At 41.0% G+C, this 18,094-nt stretch carries 17 protein-coding genes and 1 riboswitch; of the genes, 10 read left to right on the forward strand and 7 right to left on the reverse strand.

Going from position 1 to position 18,094, the window contains the following annotated elements; genetic code table 11:
- Positions 1-130 precede the first annotated feature (130 nt).
- From cls to pepF, 4 genes are all read left to right on the forward strand, one after another.
- Positions 131-1,654, forward strand: coding sequence for a cardiolipin synthase (gene cls / locus LIT25_05540; GenBank protein ID USK34817.1), 1,524 nt, complete (start codon positions 131-133; stop codon positions 1,652-1,654).
- A 212-nt stretch (positions 1,655-1,866) separates the two neighbouring features.
- Positions 1,867-3,060 carry a competence protein CoiA gene (locus tag LIT25_05545; protein USK34818.1) on the forward strand — a complete coding sequence of 398 codons (1,194 nt, stop codon included), beginning with the start codon at positions 1,867-1,869 and terminating at the stop codon, positions 3,058-3,060.
- 64 nt (positions 3,061-3,124) lie between these two features.
- Positions 3,125-3,283, forward strand: a complete 159-nt coding sequence (locus LIT25_05550; GenBank protein USK34819.1) for a hypothetical protein — start codon at positions 3,125-3,127, stop codon at positions 3,281-3,283.
- A gap of 78 nt (positions 3,284-3,361) precedes the next feature.
- Positions 3,362-5,179 (forward strand): oligoendopeptidase F, encoded by a 1,818-nt coding sequence (pepF, locus tag LIT25_05555; protein USK34820.1) that lies wholly within the window; start codon positions 3,362-3,364, stop codon positions 5,177-5,179.
- A 302-nt stretch (positions 5,180-5,481) separates the two neighbouring features.
- On the opposite strand, the gene LIT25_05560 is transcribed toward pepF, so the two are convergent.
- The 5 genes from LIT25_05560 to LIT25_05580 form a co-directional block, all read right to left on the reverse strand.
- Positions 5,482-5,640, reverse strand: a complete 159-nt coding sequence (locus LIT25_05560; protein USK36172.1) for a hypothetical protein — start codon at positions 5,638-5,640, stop codon at positions 5,482-5,484.
- Between the two features lie 344 nt (positions 5,641-5,984).
- Entirely contained in the window at positions 5,985-6,863 is an 879-nt protein-coding gene (locus tag LIT25_05565) for a DsbA family protein (protein USK36173.1), read from the reverse strand.
- On the reverse strand, positions 6,863-7,273 hold the full coding sequence (locus LIT25_05570) for a thiol management oxidoreductase (protein USK34821.1): 411 nt from the start codon (positions 7,271-7,273) through the stop codon (positions 6,863-6,865). Before LIT25_05570 ends, LIT25_05565 begins: the two co-directional genes overlap by 1 nt.
- A gap of 294 nt (positions 7,274-7,567) precedes the next feature.
- The gene (locus LIT25_05575) at positions 7,568-8,164 is read right to left on the reverse strand and encodes a lytic transglycosylase domain-containing protein (GenBank protein ID USK36174.1); all 597 of its coding nucleotides are present in this window, start codon (positions 8,162-8,164) and stop codon (positions 7,568-7,570) included.
- Positions 8,165-8,168: 4 nt separating this feature from the next.
- On the reverse strand, positions 8,169-8,780 hold the full coding sequence (locus LIT25_05580) for a CYTH domain-containing protein (protein ID USK34822.1): 612 nt from the start codon (positions 8,778-8,780) through the stop codon (positions 8,169-8,171).
- Between the two features lie 415 nt (positions 8,781-9,195).
- Between LIT25_05580 and LIT25_05585 the strand changes: the two genes are divergently transcribed.
- The 4 genes from LIT25_05585 to LIT25_05600 all read left to right on the forward strand — a co-directional run bounded on the left by LIT25_05585 (position 9,196) and on the right by LIT25_05600 (position 12,127).
- Positions 9,196-9,579 carry a hypothetical protein gene (locus tag LIT25_05585; protein ID USK34823.1) on the forward strand — a complete coding sequence of 128 codons (384 nt, stop codon included), beginning with the start codon at positions 9,196-9,198 and terminating at the stop codon, positions 9,577-9,579.
- A gap of 172 nt (positions 9,580-9,751) precedes the next feature.
- Positions 9,752-10,387, forward strand: a complete 636-nt coding sequence (locus tag LIT25_05590; GenBank protein ID USK34824.1) for a GTP pyrophosphokinase family protein — start codon at positions 9,752-9,754, stop codon at positions 10,385-10,387.
- 21 nt (positions 10,388-10,408) lie between these two features.
- Positions 10,409-11,203, forward strand: a complete 795-nt coding sequence (locus tag LIT25_05595; GenBank protein USK34825.1) for an NAD kinase — start codon at positions 10,409-10,411, stop codon at positions 11,201-11,203.
- A gap of 21 nt (positions 11,204-11,224) precedes the next feature.
- A complete protein-coding gene (locus LIT25_05600; GenBank protein USK34826.1) occupies positions 11,225-12,127 on the forward strand; it encodes an RluA family pseudouridine synthase in 903 nt (300 codons plus the stop codon).
- A 136-nt stretch (positions 12,128-12,263) separates the two neighbouring features.
- On the opposite strand, the gene prpE is transcribed toward LIT25_05600, so the two are convergent.
- Both prpE and LIT25_05610 read right to left on the reverse strand, forming a co-directional pair.
- Positions 12,264-12,998 carry a bis(5'-nucleosyl)-tetraphosphatase PrpE gene (gene prpE / locus LIT25_05605; protein USK34827.1) on the reverse strand — a complete coding sequence of 245 codons (735 nt, stop codon included), beginning with the start codon at positions 12,996-12,998 and terminating at the stop codon, positions 12,264-12,266.
- Positions 12,999-13,143: 145 nt separating this feature from the next.
- Positions 13,144-14,319 (reverse strand): FtsW/RodA/SpoVE family cell cycle protein, encoded by a 1,176-nt coding sequence (locus tag LIT25_05610; GenBank protein ID USK34828.1) that lies wholly within the window; start codon positions 14,317-14,319, stop codon positions 13,144-13,146.
- 318 nt (positions 14,320-14,637) lie between these two features.
- Between LIT25_05610 and mgtE the strand changes: the two genes are divergently transcribed.
- Both mgtE and LIT25_05620 read left to right on the forward strand, forming a co-directional pair.
- Positions 14,638-16,005, forward strand: a complete 1,368-nt coding sequence (gene mgtE / locus LIT25_05615) for a magnesium transporter (protein ID USK34829.1) — start codon at positions 14,638-14,640, stop codon at positions 16,003-16,005.
- Positions 16,006-16,027: 22 nt separating this feature from the next.
- Positions 16,028-17,881 (forward strand): monovalent cation:proton antiporter family protein, encoded by a 1,854-nt coding sequence (locus LIT25_05620; protein USK34830.1) that lies wholly within the window; start codon positions 16,028-16,030, stop codon positions 17,879-17,881.
- Between the two features lie 69 nt (positions 17,882-17,950).
- A riboswitch (TPP riboswitch) is annotated at positions 17,951-18,060 on the forward strand.
- Positions 18,061-18,094: the final 34 nt, after the last annotated feature.

Here is an 18,094-nt window from a genome sequence, read left to right on the forward strand (position 1 = left end):
TTCATGAAGTTTGAAGTCGGCTTTTTTTACCATTAAATTTCATACAGTCTGTTTTCGGACAAGAGTTTTGTTTAAGCATCCGCAGTTATCGATAAAACAAAAGATCCTTTATAAAAGTCAGGGGTAAAACATGAAAAATACGGTTCGAGTGCTTTTGTTTGCAATTATTATTGGTTTTTTTATCTATATCATTCAAAATTTTACTGGAAGTATTTCAAGTGAATGGATGATTACAGCTACTTCTGTTCTCTTTGCATTTTCACTTATCTTTATTGGATTTGTCATTTTCCTTGAAAACCGCAAACCCTCTCAAACGATTACATGGCTTGTCGTGCTTGGAAGTTTACCGCTGATCGGCTTTTTATTTTACCTGGTATTTGGCCGCAATGTGAGAAAGAGGAAGTTATTTGACCGAAAAGCGCTGGTTGATGAAAAAATCATGTTTGAAATTGAAGGTAATCAATCGTCTTATGAGGATAAGATTGATTTAATGGGCGACCATCAGCAAATGCTTTTTAATTTAGCGCACCGCATTGGACATACTCCAATTTCATTTGCTACAAGGACGAAAGCCTTGACGAATGGCAATGAGACATTTAATCATATTTTTGGGGAAATTGAGAAGGCTGAGCATCACATCCACCTTGAGTATTATATTGTCAGGCACGATGAAGTCGGCAGCAAATTAAAAGATGCTTTGATTAAGAAAGCGAAAGAAGGCGTAGAGGTTCGCTTTTTATATGATTCAGTCGGAAGCTGGAAATTATCAAAGGCGTACATTAAAGAAATGCAGCAGGCAGGCATTGATGTAGTTTCATTCTTACCTGTGAAAATGCCCTTTTTGAATAACAAAGTCAATTTCCGCAATCACAGAAAAATCATCGTCATCGATGGAACTGTCGGGTTTGTCGGCGGCTTGAATGTCGGTGATGAATACTTGGGCAAGAATGAGTTTTTCGGATTTTGGCGTGATACCCATTTAATGGTGTGGGGCGAAGCCGTCCGCACGCTGCAAATGATCTTTCTTCAGGATTGGTATTACATGACGGGAGAAAATATTGTGAAGAAAGAATATATGACTCCTTCTGTTCAGCTTGAAGAGCATGAAGGGGGCGTACAGATAATTGCTGGCGGACCTGATAACAAATGGGAAGTCATTAAGAATCTGTTCTTCTCGATGATTACATCTGCCAAAGACTCCATCTGGATCGCATCTCCTTACTTTGTGCCGGATGAAGATATTCTTTCAGCCTTAAAGATAGCTTCATTAAGCGGTGTAGACGTAAGGCTGCTTGTGCCGAAGCGTCCAGATAAAAAAATCGTCTTCTATGCGTCAAGGTCTTATTTCCTGGAATTGCTTGAAGCTGGTGCGAAAATTTACGAATATGAAAAAGGCTTTATGCACAGCAAGATTGTCATTGTTGATTATGAGCTTGCTTCTATAGGAACAGCAAATATGGATATGAGAAGCTTCCATTTGAATTTTGAAGTGAATGCCTTTCTTTACCGGACAAGAAGCACGCAAAAGCTTGTCGATGAGTATGAGCGTGATCTCAAAGTATCCCATGAAATTATCATGGATGAATTCAACAAGCGCCCTTTCAAACAGAAGCTTTATGAATCAATGTCCAGACTGCTTTCCCCCTTGTTATAATTTGATGAGACATGCCGTTTATGGTATGTCTTTTTTTTGGCGGAAGTATAAAATTTACACGCTTTGATGTCTAGCGCAGAATCCTCGGTCAGAATGGCTCCGCCAAAAAAGTCAAACCTTATCTGCCTTTTGAATTTGAATATGACGCTTTTTTCTTATATAAACTTTCTATATAATGAAGATGATCATAAGATGGGAGATGATGTAAAGTTATGCTAGTTGCCAAAACCGGCAAAGGAACCATAATTAATCTTTCGGACAAGCGATGGGAAGCAAAGATCCTTATGCAATTAAGAAGGGAAGAGGCCTTCTACTGTCCTGTGTGTGAAAATCCGCTTGATTTAAAGATTGGCAGCATCAAAGTCCATCATTTTGCACATCAAAAAAATAAAACGTGCACTATAGAAACCGAGCCTGAAAGCGAGTACCACCTGAATGGGAAGCTCCAGCTTTATAAGTGGCTTCAGGGACAAGGAGTCCAAAGTGCAAAGCTCGAACAATACCTGCCAAGAATTTCTCAGCGCCCTGATGTGCTTTTTAAAAACAGAAATAAATACACTGCTGTAGAATATCAATGCTCAGTCATTCCTGCTTCTCTTTTTTCAAAAAGAACCAGTCATTATAAAAAAGCCGGCATTGATGAGATGTGGATATTAGGCGGTAAAAATACTGCAAGGTTAAGCAGTCATACCTTTCGCATTTCCCCTTTTCAGTGGCTGTTTGCAAGAACAGGTGAAGAGCCTCTTGATCCGCCGTTTATACTTACGTATTGTTCTCAAGTGCAGGCATTCCTCCTGATTGAACACCTCATTCCTTTTTCAAAACAAGTCTTCTTCTCCATTCCAAGATATCTGCCTCTAAATCAAACCGCCATTTCTGATCTTCAAAGTCCAAAACCGCATTCTATTAAGTCCCATCTTTCAAAGTGGATTCACCTCATCAAATCACATCGTTTAAAACCGGCTATACATCTTCATAGGGAAATGATCCTGCTGCAGAAAGAACTTTATGAAAAGAAGCAGACTCCGATTACCCACCTTCCTGCAGAAGCCTTTCTTCCAATCAAAACCAGCTATCTGTTTGATTCACGCATCTGCCTTTGGCAAACCAAAATTCTCTTGTTTATAGATCAGATCCAAACACACACAATTTTTACTCTTGAAGAGGTTAAAAGGGAAATAAGGACAGATCCATCTACTAAAGTCCGTGATCTTTCCCATTTAAAGCATCTTACAATTGGGGCTCCAATCCGTGAATATTTGGAGACATTATCTTTCATGGGCATGCTTCAGCGTGTAAATAAAAACAAATATGTGAAACAGAGAGAAATTACATGGCAGAGTGCACCTGCTGATTTATTAAAGAGAGATGAACTTGTTATGAAGCAATTTACTCAATATAAATGATTTGCATGAACAGGGTAAGGACGAAGCAACCTATGAAAGAGAGAATATGAATGGAGGAATGATGATGTTTTATAAAAAAAGACGGAAAAGCAATCTATTTGATTACACCTTAACAGCTGTCAGCACAGGAGCCATTGCATACCTGATGACGAAGTCAATGCGAGAAAATGGAGAGAAGGATGTCGACAGCCGTCAGGACTTGTCTGATATGCAGGGAAAATAGCAAGACTCTTAGATTGATTTGCAAGAAAATATAGAATATTATTGGGTTAATCATGTTTAAAGGGGGATTTAGATAACTATGGCAGAACAAACAGCCGTTAAAACATTGCCGAAACGAACAGAAATCGCTGTCGAAGATACATGGAAACTTGAGGATATTTTTGAAAATGATGAAGCTTGGGAAGCAGAGTTTAAAGAAGTGAAAGCTGCCCTGCCTAAAATCGGAGAATTTAAGGGCAAACTCGGAGATTCAGCAGATGCTTTTCTAGAAGCACTTACATATCAGGATACTGTGATGGAGAGATTAGGAAAGCTTTATACATATGCCCACATGAGATACGATCAGGACACAGGGGATTCACACTATCAGGGCTTAAATGACCGAGCATCAAACCTTTACACACAGGCGAGCAGTGTTTCGTCCTACATTATTCCTGAAATTTTATCAATGGATGAAGCGACAATGAAAGGCTTCTTAACTGAAAAAGAAGAGCTGAAGGTGTACGGGCATACGTTAGATGAAATTAACCGCCAGCGTCCGCATGTATTATCTGCTGAGCAGGAAACCCTGTTAGCGCAGGCTTCAGATGTTTTGGGATCTTCAAGCAATACATTTGGCATGCTGAATAATGCGGATCTTGAATTTCCTTCAATAAAAGATGAGGACGGCGAAGAGGTAGAAGTAACCCACGGCCGCTACATCCGCTTTTTAGAAAGTGAAGACCGCAGAGTTAGGCAAGATGCCTTTAAAGCGGTATACAGCACATATGATAAATACAAGAACACATTTGCAAGCACGCTGAGCGGAGCGGTTAAAAAAGATAACTTTTACGCAACAGTAAGAAATTATCAGTCAGCACGCGAAGCAGCCCTCAGCAATAATAATATTCCTGAAGAAGTGTATGAGAATCTCGTTAAAACGGTAAACGATAATCTCCACCTGCTTCATAAGTACATCGAGCTCCGCAAAAAAGTGCTCGGTCTTGATGAGCTTCATATGTATGACCTTTTCACACCGCTTGTGAAAGACGTCAAGATGAAAATTCCTTATGCTGAAGCAAAGGACTATTTGCTGAAAGGTCTTGCTCCGCTTGGCGAGGATTACCTGGCCATCTTGAATGAAGGCTTTGAAAACCGCTGGGTTGATGTGCACGAAAACAAAGGGAAAAGAAGCGGTGCCTACTCTTCTGGAACGTACGGCACAAACCCATATATCCTGATGAACTGGCAGGATAATGTGAACAATCTCTTTACATTGGCCCATGAATTCGGTCACTCCGTGCACAGTTATTACACAAGAAAATCTCAGCCGTATCAATATGGACATTATTCAATCTTCGTAGCAGAGGTTGCTTCTACATGCAACGAAGCGTTATTGAATGATTATCTGTTAAAAACCATTGATGATAAGAAAAAACAGCTTTATCTCTTAAATCATTATTTAGAAGGATTCAGAGGCACAGTATTCCGTCAAACGATGTTTGCCGAGTATGAACATACGATTCATAAAAAAGCACAGGAAGGCGAACCGCTGACGCCAGATCTATTAACGAAGCTATATTATGATCTAAACAAAAAATACTTTGGTGAACACTTGGCAGTGGACGAGGAAATAGGCCTGGAATGGGCAAGGATTCCACACTTCTACTACAATTACTATGTTTACCAGTATGCAACTGGATTCAGTGCAGCAACCGCACTCAGCAAGCAGATCCTTGAAGAGGGAGAGCCTGCTGTCGAGCGCTATCTGGAGTTCCTTAAATCCGGAAGCTCGGATTATCCGATTGAAGTGCTGAAAAAAGCAGGCGTGGATATGACATCGCCCCAGCCAATTGAAGAAGCTTTGAAGGTATTTGAAGAGAAGCTGAATGAGATGGAACAGCTTTTGTCAGAGTAAAATAAGAAGAATGCAGCTTTTGGGCTGCATTCTTTTTTAGTTTCTGCAGAAGGCGGGAAGGCGATTAAAGGCTTTATTTGGCAAAAGCGGGAAGAGGATAAAAAAGCCGTAATGTACTATAAACGGCTGCTGTCATTCTATTAAAAAAAATGATTCGGCTAAATGTTTCTTAATTCAAGCTGGAAAAACGGATAATCTGCTAATAAATTAGCTGATTCCGCTTAAAAAACTATAAAAATGGCTAGAAAAAGCTTGTCAAAATACAGATATCGATTGAATATAGACCATATTCAGAGTTGCGACTAAAACCCCTTAAAAGTTTTCCGGTGATTCACCAAATATAGTGTCACAAAGATGGAAATAAACAAAAGCGGAGATGATATCAGCAATGGAAACATCTCCATTAATCCAAGTATATTTAGAAAGAAACTTATAATAATCAGAATTATACTGATAATCAGGGGAAGGCTGCTGTTCAATTTGAAATCCTCCTTGTTTGTCCTTTCTAAAAAAATATGAAAGACACGCTGTATTTATGTTTGTGACAAATTTGTGAAATGAGTTTCTATGGGTTGTCATAAGTCGACAATTTCTGATATATTATAGATGTGAAATCAATCACAAACAAACATTTACCCCTTTGTTTGACCGTGAAAAATTTCTCCCATCCCCTTTGTTGTCGTTAAGACATACAGAAGACTCCGTATTACCCGTGCGGAGTCTTTTTAAGAATAAGAAAGTAAGCGTTTTCAATTTAAAAAGAAAGAAATCCGGTACAGGAAATTGTACCGGATTTCTTTCTTTTCTATCCAATGTATCTCCAGAACGTACCGTGCTTCACTGGCACGCGCTCAACCTTTTGAGAAAGCAAATACTTTTTCATTTCCTTTTCCGCGTCTTCTGCCGTCATATTGTAAACTGCCGCAATCTCTGCTGTAGCGACAAATTGAAAATAGCTTAAAAAGATTTCAAGCGGCGGAGCTTGAGATGGCTTCGGTACATCCCCGAGCATTTCCGATAAGATGCCAACATACATTTCATAAGAATAATACCCGCTGATTTTCAGCCCTTCCTGATCGACATTCTGATTAAAGAAAGTGAGTGTAGGGTTTTCCTGAACGTCCATTTCCACAGATATTTTTAAATCGCATTGCAGTGCTTTGGCGGCACTGGCTGAATGAAGATCTTTTACAAACTCATCAGCGTCAAGGCCGACTTCCTGTGCAATTTGTACAAGAACTTTTTCTTCTGCAATATTCTTTGTTTGAAGAAATAAGACTTCCTGAAGTTTCCGCAAATAACGGATACCTGCTTTTCGGCCCTGAAGCTCTGCTGATTTTATCGCAAGCGAAGCTGCAAATGGAGATGAAATCGAACTTTCAGATCTTAGTATCCCATCACAGGACATCCCTGTTAAACTGGCTGTTTTTTCCCATGCTCGCGCAAGATTTGCCGGATTTTTCCGTTTCAGCTGGTTAAGCGTTTTGATGCGTCCGCTGATGATATGTTTTAATGTAAAGAATCTTCCATATTCAATCAGCAGTTTTTTTATGATCGGTTCAAGTGCCCAGCAGTCAGGGCATAGTGGATCGATGAACATATAGATTTCGAGCGGTTTTTTTGAATTGCCCTGACAGTGAGAGAAAAATGGAGCTGATTTTTGATTCTCACCGTGCTGAATCATCATTGCTGAGAACCCTTCGGCTGCTGTTTTTCATCTGAAGTGTTCACCATGTGCCGGGCTGTCAGTTCCAGCCGTTCAAAAAACCATTCCCGAAATCGTTCATCAAGTTCTAATTCATCCATTGCTTCTTCCATGCAGGAAAGCCACGCCCCGGCTCTTGCAGGGGTAATTTGAAAGGGCAAATGTCTTGCCCGCAGCATGGGATGTCCATGTTCTTCTGTATATAAAGACGGTCCGCCTAAGTATTGCGTCAAAAATTGCTTTTGTTTTCTAGCTGTTTCCGACAAATCATCTGGAAAAATCGGAGAGAGCAGAGGATGCTTGTGCACTCTATGATAGAAGGCATCAACCAGCTGCGAAAGTGCATCTTCCCCAATCGCTTCATATGGTGTTGAAAATTGATCAGCCATGCCTGTGATCTCCTTTATTAATAAGATAAGCTTATTGTAACAATTGACCTACCATTGCTCAAACAAACTGCCTTGAAAAGTCATGTTATGTTCTAATTATATAATCCAGATGGAAAATGGCGATAGCCCTTTTTTAGTCTCCAGGAGTCTTTGTCCAGTTCTATAGTTTAGATCCAAGGTCAAAAGGGATTTGACGGTGCTTCCGCTTTTCTTAGTATATGTGAAGGGCTTCGTTCTATGAAATGAAAAAGGGAGCTGATTTAAAGCCGCTTTCGCTTTAAATCAGCTCCTTTTTTAAGCAAAATAGGAAGAAGTAATTTTTTGTACGTAATTTTGTGTTTCTTTAAACGGGGGAATGCCGCCGTACTTATCAACATTTCCAGGCCCGGCGTTATATGCTGCAAGAGCAAGTGGGATTTCACCATTGTATTTCGTAAGCATCTGCTTTAAATACTTCGTTCCGCCTTCAATGTTTTGAACGGGGTCAAAAGAATTCATGACGCCAAGTGACTGTGCCGTTTTTGGCATAAGCTGCATAAGTCCTGCAGCCCCTGCAGCACTCTTGGCATTAGGGTTGAAGCCCGACTCTTGAGAAATGACAGCTCTGATCAGTTTCTCATCCATGCTGTATTTGGCTGCCATTTGAGAAATGATGCTGTCAATTGCCTTGCTTGCCGGTTCAGAAGATGTCATACGGACATTTACGTTTACGGGCGGCATTGTCAAAGGGACGGCAGCTTGCTTAAATTGAGGCTGGACCTCTTCTGTCAGTCCGTCAATATAAGATTGAAAGATATCCTTGAACATGGACGCAGAGGAGGATTCGGAAGCTTCATCTGTTTCCGTTTGGGACAGGCTGCGTAAAGCCTGAAGCTGCATCAATGCTTTCATATAGTTAATTTCCACTATCAAGCTCCTTCTCATTAGCGATCTGACGTTTATGATCATAAAAACGTTTAATTTTGTTCGGCGTTGTGCGCAGAGGAATTTGCAGGGAGGCGAGCAGCTCGTGAAAAGCAAGCAGTCCTTCATCTGCATCCAAGACCTCATATTCAACCTCATAATCCTCTTTATTTATATATCGGCTGTGATCAAGAACAATTAAGCCATTTTTATAGGTTTTCTCTGCCCGATTTGTGGATAAAGTTCCAAAGAAGGAAATGCTTTCAGAATGAATGCCGAGTAAAAGTATCCGTTCTAAAACCTGGCCTTTTGGAAGGGCTGAGTCGGATGAAAGAAGCTCTTCCGCTTTTTTGCCTGTGATTTCCTGGTGAGTTTCAAGCAGGCCGACAGGTGCAGGTTCTTTTAATGTCAGTATGTACCTGCCGTTTTTAAAGCGAATACGCAGGGCCGCACCGTGCTCTTTAAGATGGAATTCCGGCGTATCAAAATAATGGTTTTCCTGGAGTCTGAAGTCATCATCAGAGATTTGAAAAAAATCAGCCAGGCGGGAAAATTCACTTTCAGTAAGCAGATTTTTATATTCAATTTCAATTTCCTGGGTCATGGTTAAAGTCCTTTCGGTTATCAGATATTAAAGCGTTGCTAATTGATGGTAAGCAAAATTGCCTGTCGGCTCTGCTTTTCTTGTTGTCCAGCTACACCGCCCGGCTCCTCGGCCAGAACGGATCCGCCAGTAAAGGCAAAAAGCGCCTTTTCTGTCGGATCCTTATCTGTCTGCCTGCGCTAAACAGGGCGATTCCGCATTTCAGTGTTGTCCAGCTCCACCGCCAGCTCCTCGGCCAGAACAAATTCCCTCAAGAAAGTCAAACCCGGACTTTTCGGGTGAATTCTTATCTGTCTGCCCAGCCGGCTCCGCTTTTCTCTTTATTATGGCAATTTAAAAAACGGTTTTCAATGTTTATCATGCACAGGGTGAATATGATAAAATAGACGTGGAATTGATTTGGAAGGAGATTTTTATGAAACGAAGAATTGAAGTGAATGAAGCTGTACTTGATCAAGAAAGAATGATACTTAAAGCGATGCCTTTTGAAGAGGATGATTTAAATGGTTTGACTGCAAAGGGACAGATGCTGGTCGACTCCGATCAATTGGCGTTTATTTACATAATGGATAATAATGAAGATTTTATTTACACAAACCTGCCAGCTGAGGTTTGGCCGCAGCTGAAAACGGCATTAGACAGCGGGATACCATTAGATCTGAATGTAAACGGATTGACGATTGAGCTGACAGATATCCTTGATGAATTATCCTATTTGCTTGAAAATATTAAAGGTAACGCAAACTATGGGGAAGAAATGGAAAAGAAAGTCGTTGAGACATTTGGCTTAAATGACTAATACAAAAAAGCATGTCAGATAAAGTTTGCGCATTGACGGCAAGCGGAGTCGCCCAACTCTTGCCAGAACAAATCCGCCAAAAAAGTCTAACCCGGACTTTTCTGCCGGATTCTTCTGCCATGTCTGAGCTAAACGGGCGCTTGCGCTTTTCTAAATGACGAGGGGGAAGGCTATGATCGGAAGAAAATGGGAAGTATTTTTAGCACCGTACCATCAGGCGGTTGATGAGTTGAAAGTGAAGCTTAGAGGGACAAGAGCGCAATATGAACTAGAAGGCAGCCATTCTCCGATTGAATTTGTTACTGGAAGAGTTAAGCCCATTGCAAGTATTCTTGATAAAGCAAGACGCAAAAATATTTCGCTTGATGCGCTTGAGACTGAAATGCAGGATATAGCTGGCATTCGCATGATGTGCCAGTTTGTAGATGATATAAAGCTTGTCGTCGAAATGCTCAGACAGCGGAATGATTTTGAAATCATTGAAGAACGTGATTATATTTCGCAAAAAAAAGCAAGCGGATACCGCTCCTACCATGTAGTGGCCAAATATCCTGTTCAAACAGTTTCAGGTGAAAAAAGCATTTTGGTGGAAATTCAAATCAGAACGCTTGCGATGAATTTTTGGGCAACTGTTGAACACTCTCTTAATTACAAGTACAGCGGGAATTTCCCCGAAGACATTAAAATCAGGCTGAAAAGATCAGCGGAAGCAGCTTTTCTTTTAGATGAAGAGATGTCAAAGATACGCGGAGAAATAAGAGATGCACAAGTCATTTTTTCAAGGAAAACAGAAACGAAAGATAAATGATGAATAAAGGGGCATGCTGTTATGAAATTTGCGGTCACATCTAAAGGAGATACCGTTTCAAATACATTAATGCATAAGATGAAAGCCTATTTAATGGATTTTCATCTCGAATATGATGAGGATAAGCCTGATATTGTGATTTCAGTAGGAGGAGACGGGACACTTTTATATGCCTTTCACCGCTACCGCAGCAGGCTTGATAAAACGGCATTTGTAGGAGTACATACTGGTCATTTGGGTTTTTATGCCGACTGGGTTCCGGATGAAATTGAAAAGCTTGTGATTGCGATTGCGAAGACACCATATCAGGTTGTTGAATATCCGCTGCTTGAAGTTATCATCAGACATAATGACGGAGGACGGGAAGCCCGCTATCTTGCCTTAAATGAATGTACCGTGAAAGCGATTGAAGGCTCTCTTGTCATGGATGTTGAAATCAAAGGCCAGATTTTTGAAACCTTCCGGGGCGACGGTCTGTGCATGTCTACACCTTCAGGAAGTACAGCTTATAACAAGGCTCTCGGAGGAGCTATTTTGCATCCGTCAATTCCTGCGATCCAGGTTGCGGAGATGGCATCAATCAATAACCGGGTATTCAGAACAGTAGGCTCGCCTCTTGTTTTGCCGGATCATCATACTTGTTTATTAAAGCCGGTTAATGATGTTGATTTCCAAATCACCATCGATCATTTAACGGTTCTGCATAAAGACGTAAAATCGATTCAATGCCGCGTTGCCAATGAAAAAATCAGGTTTGCGAGATTCAGGCCATTTCCATTCTGGAAAAGAGTCCGCGACTCATTTATTTCCGAATAGGATCCTGAGAGGAAGATCGTTGTGAACGCGTTTCAATTAACATGGACAATCCCTGCTGCAAAAGAAGGCATGCTCATTCGGGATTATCTTAAGGAAAAGAATATATCAAAGCGCGCTTTAACAGATATCAAGTTCGGAGGCGGATGCATTTTAGTGAATGGTGAACATGCAACCGTCCGCTTCGAGCTTAAGTCAGGGGATGAGCTCAAAGTCATCTTTCCTGTTGAAAAGCCAAGTTCAGGCATGCTTCCTGAAAAAGTAAACTTTGGTATTGTATATGAAGATGAATGGTGTCTTGTCATTAATAAGCCGCCTTATCTACCGACCATTCCCTCGCGTGAACATCCAGGCGGGACGCTTGCAAATGGTCTGCTCTTTTATTACAGGGAAAAAGGGATCGCTTCAACCATTCATGTTGTCAACCGTCTGGATAAGGATACATCTGGGCTAATGCTTGTCGCTAAGCATCGTTTCGCACACTCCTTGTTTTCTTCCCTTCAAAAGCAGCACGGAATCAAACGGACTTACCTTGCTTTGGTTGAAGGGAAAGTTTTGGTGAAGCAGGGCACAATTTCTGAGCCGATCGGCAGGAAAGAGGACAGCATTATAGAACGGACTGTCAGAGATGATGGCAAGCCTGCTGTTACACATTACAATACTATTGCGAATTCAGAATGCAATACACTTGTTTCCCTAAAGCTTGAAACAGGAAGAACGCATCAAATAAGAGTTCATATGTCCCACATCGGCCATCCGCTATGCGGCGACAGTTTATATGGAGGCAGTCATCGTCTTCTATCAAGGCAGGCGCTGCACAGTGCTGAACTGTCATTTTTTCATCCGTTTCTGGAAAAAGAAATGAACTTCAAGATTGATTTGCCGGATGATATCCGATCGGTGATAAATAAGAAAGACTCATGCTGAGCACGGCATGAGTCTTTTTCGATGATTAAAAGTGGGTTTTCGAAAATAAAAAGGATCTTTTTATCAAATTCTATTTTTCGCAGCTAAATCCGATGATTTCGAAAATAGATTTACTTTCACACTAATTTCAGGCTCTTCAATCCATCTCCCGGAACCTTGATTCGTCATACGGCAAAGATGATTTGACTGTAACAATCTCTTTTTCAGGATATCTGAGCGCTGTTAAATAACCTCCAAATACTGCTCCAGTATCAATGTTCACCGTATTGCCGACAAACCGTGCTTTGCGTACAGGTGTATGCCCATAGACAATTAACGGTTTACCTTTGTAAAGCTTTGCCCAGTCTCTTCTGACAGGAGTTCCGTCAGGGTTAGTCTGGCCGGTTATGTCCCCGTAAAGCACAAATTCTTTTACTTTTTTGTGCGTTTTTCCTATGTAGTCAGCCCTGATTCCTGCATGGGCAATGACCAGTCTGCCCTCATCGAGGACATGATAGAGAGGAGATTGATCGTAGAGCTTCATAAAACTCTGATAGACATCCTTTCGCTCTTCTTCTCCCAATGCTTCGAGTTCTGCCGCTGTCGTTTCTAAACCGTGTGCAACTTGGACTTTGTTTCCGAGCATGTAGCGGTAAAGTTTGTTGCAGTGGTTGCCTGGCACATAATATCCTGCTTGGTTCGAAGTGATTTTTATAACGGTCTTGATTACTTTTATAGAATGGGGTCCCCTGTCAGCCAGATCTCCTACAAAAGCGAGTTTTCTGCTGCTGTGAACAGGATACCCATTATTCCAATCATAGCCAAGCTTTTCCGTAAGCTCGCAAAACTCGTCAAAACAGCCATGAATATCACCGATAATATCAATTTTCATCTAAACCCGTCCTCATTTGTCTCTTTTTCTAAGATGATAGCAGATATCTTTAAAGAATCAAAAATATCATATACCTTCATCGTTCCAATAAAGAAAGAAAAGAATTCAGGATAAAAGAAAAAACCCGTTATGAAAACGGATTTCATTAGTCAAACATATACTTTCTGGTTCGTGATCTGACATTTAAAACAATGCCGATGGCAATCATATAGGTTGCAAGTGAACTTCCTCCATAACTGATAAAAGGAAGCGGGAGTCCTGTAATTGGCAGGAGGCCGACGGTCATGCCGACGTTTTGGAAAACCTGAAACGTGATCATGCCGATGACTCCTGTGCATAAAAAGCTTCCGAATGGATCGTTGCTCTCAAGTGCAATATGAATCATCCGGTAGATTAGAAGGAAGAAAAGGGAAATCACGATACTGCCGCCGATAAATCCGAATTGCTCACAGATAATGGCGAAAATAAAGTCTGTATGTCCTTCAGGCAAGTAAACCTCAAGCTGCTGATAGCCTTTTCCGTAAAGCTCACCCGATCCAATTGCAAGAAGAGATTTGATAAGCTGAAATCCGATATCGCTGGAATATTCATAAGGATTAAGCCAGCCATAAATACGATCAAGTTTATAAGAATTGGTGTCTAAAATGTACTTGTTGAAGAAATCCGGAAATGTGAAAAAAATAAATACGCCTAGAGCGGCAATTCCGGCACATGATAATATAAAGCTGAAGATGATTTTCCATTTAACCCCCGAGACAAGAATTAATGAGCCGATTATGGCGCAAAAGACCATTGTCATCCCCGTATCCGGCTGTCTCATCAGCAGGAGTATGGGAGGTGCCGCTGTGGCAAATACTTTACCTAACAGGAGCAGGTCATCTCTGACTGTATTTGTGGCGTATTTTTCCCGGTGGTCTGTAATGATTTTGCTAAGGACAATAATCATAAAAATTTTCATCAGTTCCGATGGCTGGAAATTACCGATTCCAGGAAGGGTATACCAGCTTTTTGCACCTTTAATCGGCTCTACAATAGGCGACGGCAGGACTTCAAGCCCCAATAGCAAAACCATCCCAAATCCATATAAATACCATGAGAGCTGTTTGAAACGGTCAAAATCAATGACCATTGTTCCGATGACTGCGATAATACCGATGATGTACCATTTAATCTGAAGAAAAGCAAAGTTTATATTCTGCAATTTTTCGGGTAGAGTAGGTTGGGCACTGCTTATCGCAATGACACTGGTCAGCGCCATTAAAAACATGATAAAAATAAGTGTGTAGTCTAACTGCTGCTGTGGGGATTTATCTGTGTTCATTATGGATCCCTTTCTATTAAAAAACTAATATTGCAATGAATCATATTTTTTTATGAACCACCAAACAGTGGGGAATAAGCTCCCTGTGAATGAAGTTTCACTTTATCAATCTTAGCGAAAATTGATGAATTTGCAAAGGATTCATTTGTAAAACATCACAAAACATGCTACCTTATCACAAGGAAAAAACGACTGTACAGAGCGCAAACGCTAGTGCAGTGCATGTTTCTGCATGTAAATAAAATGTATCACAATTTGATGACATTTTGATGTCTTGGCTTTAATATAGGAACGGATTGGGGAAGGAGGAGACTCTGGATGTCAGATGAAAGAGAAAAATTAGAGATTGAAGCTGCGGAACTAGTAACAGCTTTGGAAAACGAAGATCTAGACGGGTTTCGCTCCATGTTTTTGGAGCAGCATCCATATGATCAGGCGAAAATCTTTGTGAAGCTTGAGCAAGAGGAGCGATTGAAGCTTTATCATTATTTGTCTCCTGAAGAAATGGCTGCTCTTTTTGAGAATATTGAAGATGAAGAATACAATTACGAAATGTATTTATCCGAAATGGATCCGCGTTTTGCATCACAAATGCTTGAGCACATGTACGCGGATGATGCGGTAGACGTGCTTAACGAATTAAACAAAGATCAGGCAGCAAGCTATCTGACCATCATGGATGATGAAGCTGCACAGGAAATTCGTGAACTCCTGCACTACGAGGAATTTACGGCAGGAAGTATCATGACCACAGAATTCATTGCCATCATTGCAAATCAGACTGTCAAATCGGCCATGCATATTTTGAAGCATGAAGCTCCTGACGCTGAAACCATTTACTATCTTTATGTAATCGATGAAGATAAGCATCTAGTGGGCGTTATCTCGCTTCGTGATTTAATAGTCAGCGATGATGATCTCATGATTGGCGAAATTATGAGTGAACGGGTATTTTCCGTATCTGTGGGCGAAGATCAGGAAGATGCAGCAAGAAAAATGAGAGACTATAATTTCCTTGCTCTGCCAGTAGTTGATTTTCAGAATCATCTTTTAGGAATCATAACGGTTGATGATATCGTTGATGTTATCGACGAGGAAGCATCTGATGACTATTCGAAGCTTGCAGCTGTATCTGATGTGGATTCCATTGACAGGAGTCCTCTGTCAGCCGCTAAAAAAAGATTGCCTTGGCTTGTGATTCTTTTATTTCTCGGAATGTTAACGGCAAATTTAATAGGACAGTTTGAAGAAACGCTTAATAAAGTGGCCATTCTTGCTGTTTTTATCCCGCTGATTGCCGGAATGGCAGGGAACACTGGTACTCAGGCACTTGCGGTAGCCGTCAGAAGAATAGCGATGGGAGACCTTGAAGAAGGCAGTAATTTTAAAATTATTGCCAGAGAAGCTGGTACAGGGATTATCAATGGTGCCGTGTGCGGAGTTCTAGTAACAGGCGTCGTCTATTTCTGGCAGCATGATTTCTTCCTGGGTCTTTTAGTTGGCATTTCCATTCTTGCAACCCTGACTGTTTCGACAATCGCCGGCGCTTTTGTTCCGCTTGTGATGCATCGGCTGAAAGTTGACCCAGCTGTTGCATCAGGCCCATTTATTACAACGATTAATGATATTATTTCCATTCTTATTTATTTTGGTATGGCTACATTGTTCATGCAATATTTAATCTAGATTCAGTTAGGAGGGAAATACTGTGCATGGAGCTTCCTTTTCATCACTAGTTATCGTACTGTTAGCCGCTTTTGTAACCCCTCTCCTGCTGCATCGCTTTAAAATTAAAGTCATGCCTGTCGTAGTGGCCGAGATTATTATGGGGATCATTATCGGGAAAAGCGGATTCAATCTTGTTCAGGAGGATATGTGGCTTGAAACGCTATCCATGCTCGGTTTTATTTTTCTTATGTTTTTGAGCGGACTTGAAATTGATTTCACTGCTTTTATCGGTGGACGGAAGAAAGAAAAGCTGCCGAGCGGGAAGGAAGCGCCAAATACGTTTGCCGTTTCTTTTCTTGTCTTTGTTGGCATCTTTATATTGTCTCTGCTCTTATCGTATCTGTTTGTTTTCCTTGGTTTTATTGAAAATGCCTTCTTGATGACGCTGATCATTTCAACCATATCACTCGGAGTGGTGGTCCCTACACTGAAGGATGCAGGCATTATGAAATCGAATATCGGTCAGATTATCTTGCTCGTTGCTGTCATAGCTGACTTAGTGACGATGATTCTTCTTGCCGTGTTTGCATCGATATATGGAGGAGAAAATACAAATACATGGCTGCTTCTGCTGTTATTTGGTGCTGGAATTGCTTTATATTTTCTCGGCAAAACCTTTCAGAGCAGATCATTCATAGAAACGATGTCTAAAGGCACGATTCAAATTGGGACAAGAGCTATTTTCACTCTGATCATTGTCCTTGTTGCCTTATCAGAAACAATCGGGGCAGAGAACATTTTAGGAGCGTTTTTAGCGGGTGTTCTAGTCTCACTGCTTTCCCCAAATAAAGAAATGGTTCAGAAAATGGATTCCTTCGGGTACGGATTTTTGATACCGATCTTCTTTGTTATGGTTGGTGTCGATCTTGATGTATGGTCGCTGTTTGAGGATCCAAAAATTTTAATGCTGATCCCATTGCTGTTTATTGCGCTGCTGATCTCTAAAATTGTGCCGATTTATTTACTGAAGAGATGGTATGACACAAAAACAACGCTTGCTTCAGGATTTTTGCTGACATCAACCCTATCCCTTGTTATTGCGGCAGCTACCATTGGAGAAAGAGTAAATGTGATTGATGCTCAAATGTCGGGTGCGCTCATTTTAACGGCTGTTCTGACGAGTATTTTTACTCCGATTGGGTTTAAGAAGCTATTCCCTGAACAGCTGTCTTCGCAAAAGAAGGTGAAGGTAGCTTTTATAGGAGCCAATCAAATGACACTTCCAGTGACGCGCGAGTTAAATCCGAAAATGTACGATACAACGGTGTATCATACTCATGTCGATAAAAATGAACAGCAGATCGCTGAATCATTGTTTCAAATTGAGGAGCTTGAAGATTACTCAATCGAGACCCTGCAGTCCCAGGGAGTTTTTGAAGCAGATATCCTTATTGCTGCTGCAGGCGATGAGGATACGAATGCTGAAATCGCCCTATTTGCAAAAGAGGTTGAAGTTGGGCGGGTGATTGCCAGCATCTCATCACCGTTATTAGACGAGCAGCTAAGAGCGAAAGACATTGATGTCTTCTCTGTGCTGCTTTCTACTAAAACCCTGCTAAGGGCTCTTATTGAAGCACCAGGCATCATGAAGATTCTGACCAATAACGATTCAGCGCTTTATCAGATAAAAATGAACAACAGACGCTACGATGGCATGGTGCTCCGCGGCTTTCCATTTACAGGCGACGTCATTTTTGTCCGTATTTTCAGGGAAAATGAATCGATTGTGCCGCATGGGGATACAGAGCTGAAACGCGGAGATTTACTGATTCTGACTGGATCTGCTGAATATGTGGATGAGCTCAGACAAGAGCTTGAGTTCCATAAAAGTTGATAATTATGACTTGAAAGTTTCTTTGAGCATGGTATGATGTACATGTGAATATTTCTAAAATAATATATGAACGACCGCTAGGGGAGCCCTTTTAGAAGGGCTGAGATTGAAGTTTGCCTTCAAGACCCTCCGAACCTGATCTGGCTAAAACCAGCGTAGGGAAGTGGTGTAAAGGTCTATTTATACACCACTTTTCTATTCGAAAAGTGGTTT

The sequence above is a fragment of the Bacillus sp. F19 genome, from assembly GCA_023823795.1.
Classification (GTDB): domain Bacteria; phylum Bacillota; class Bacilli; order Bacillales; family Bacillaceae; genus Bacillus_P.

Bases quoted from the DNA above. Each gene is read 5' to 3' on its own strand.
- cls (USK34817.1), top strand. From the start codon at position 131: ATGAAAAATACGGTTCGAGTGCTTTTGTTTGCAATTATTATTGGTTTT.
- LIT25_05545 (USK34818.1), top strand. From the start codon at position 1,867: ATGCTAGTTGCCAAAACCGGCAAAGGAACCATAATTAATCTTTCGGAC.
- LIT25_05550 (USK34819.1), top strand. From the start codon at position 3,125: ATGTTTTATAAAAAAAGACGGAAAAGCAATCTATTTGATTACACCTTA.
- pepF (USK34820.1), top strand. From the start codon at position 3,362: ATGGCAGAACAAACAGCCGTTAAAACATTGCCGAAACGAACAGAAATC.
- LIT25_05565 (USK36173.1), bottom strand. From the start codon at position 6,863: ATGATTCAGCACGGTGAGAATCAAAAATCAGCTCCATTTTTCTCTCAC.
- LIT25_05570 (USK34821.1), bottom strand. From the start codon at position 7,273: ATGGCTGATCAATTTTCAACACCATATGAAGCGATTGGGGAAGATGCA.
- LIT25_05575 (USK36174.1), bottom strand. From the start codon at position 8,164: ATGAAAGCATTGATGCAGCTTCAGGCTTTACGCAGCCTGTCCCAAACG.
- LIT25_05580 (USK34822.1), bottom strand. From the start codon at position 8,780: ATGACCCAGGAAATTGAAATTGAATATAAAAATCTGCTTACTGAAAGT.
- LIT25_05585 (USK34823.1), top strand. From the start codon at position 9,196: ATGAAACGAAGAATTGAAGTGAATGAAGCTGTACTTGATCAAGAAAGA.
- LIT25_05590 (USK34824.1), top strand. From the start codon at position 9,752: ATGATCGGAAGAAAATGGGAAGTATTTTTAGCACCGTACCATCAGGCG.
- LIT25_05595 (USK34825.1), top strand. From the start codon at position 10,409: ATGAAATTTGCGGTCACATCTAAAGGAGATACCGTTTCAAATACATTA.
- prpE (USK34827.1), bottom strand. From the start codon at position 12,998: ATGAAAATTGATATTATCGGTGATATTCATGGCTGTTTTGACGAGTTT.
- LIT25_05610 (USK34828.1), bottom strand. From the start codon at position 14,319: ATGAACACAGATAAATCCCCACAGCAGCAGTTAGACTACACACTTATT.
- mgtE (USK34829.1), top strand. From the start codon at position 14,638: ATGTCAGATGAAAGAGAAAAATTAGAGATTGAAGCTGCGGAACTAGTA.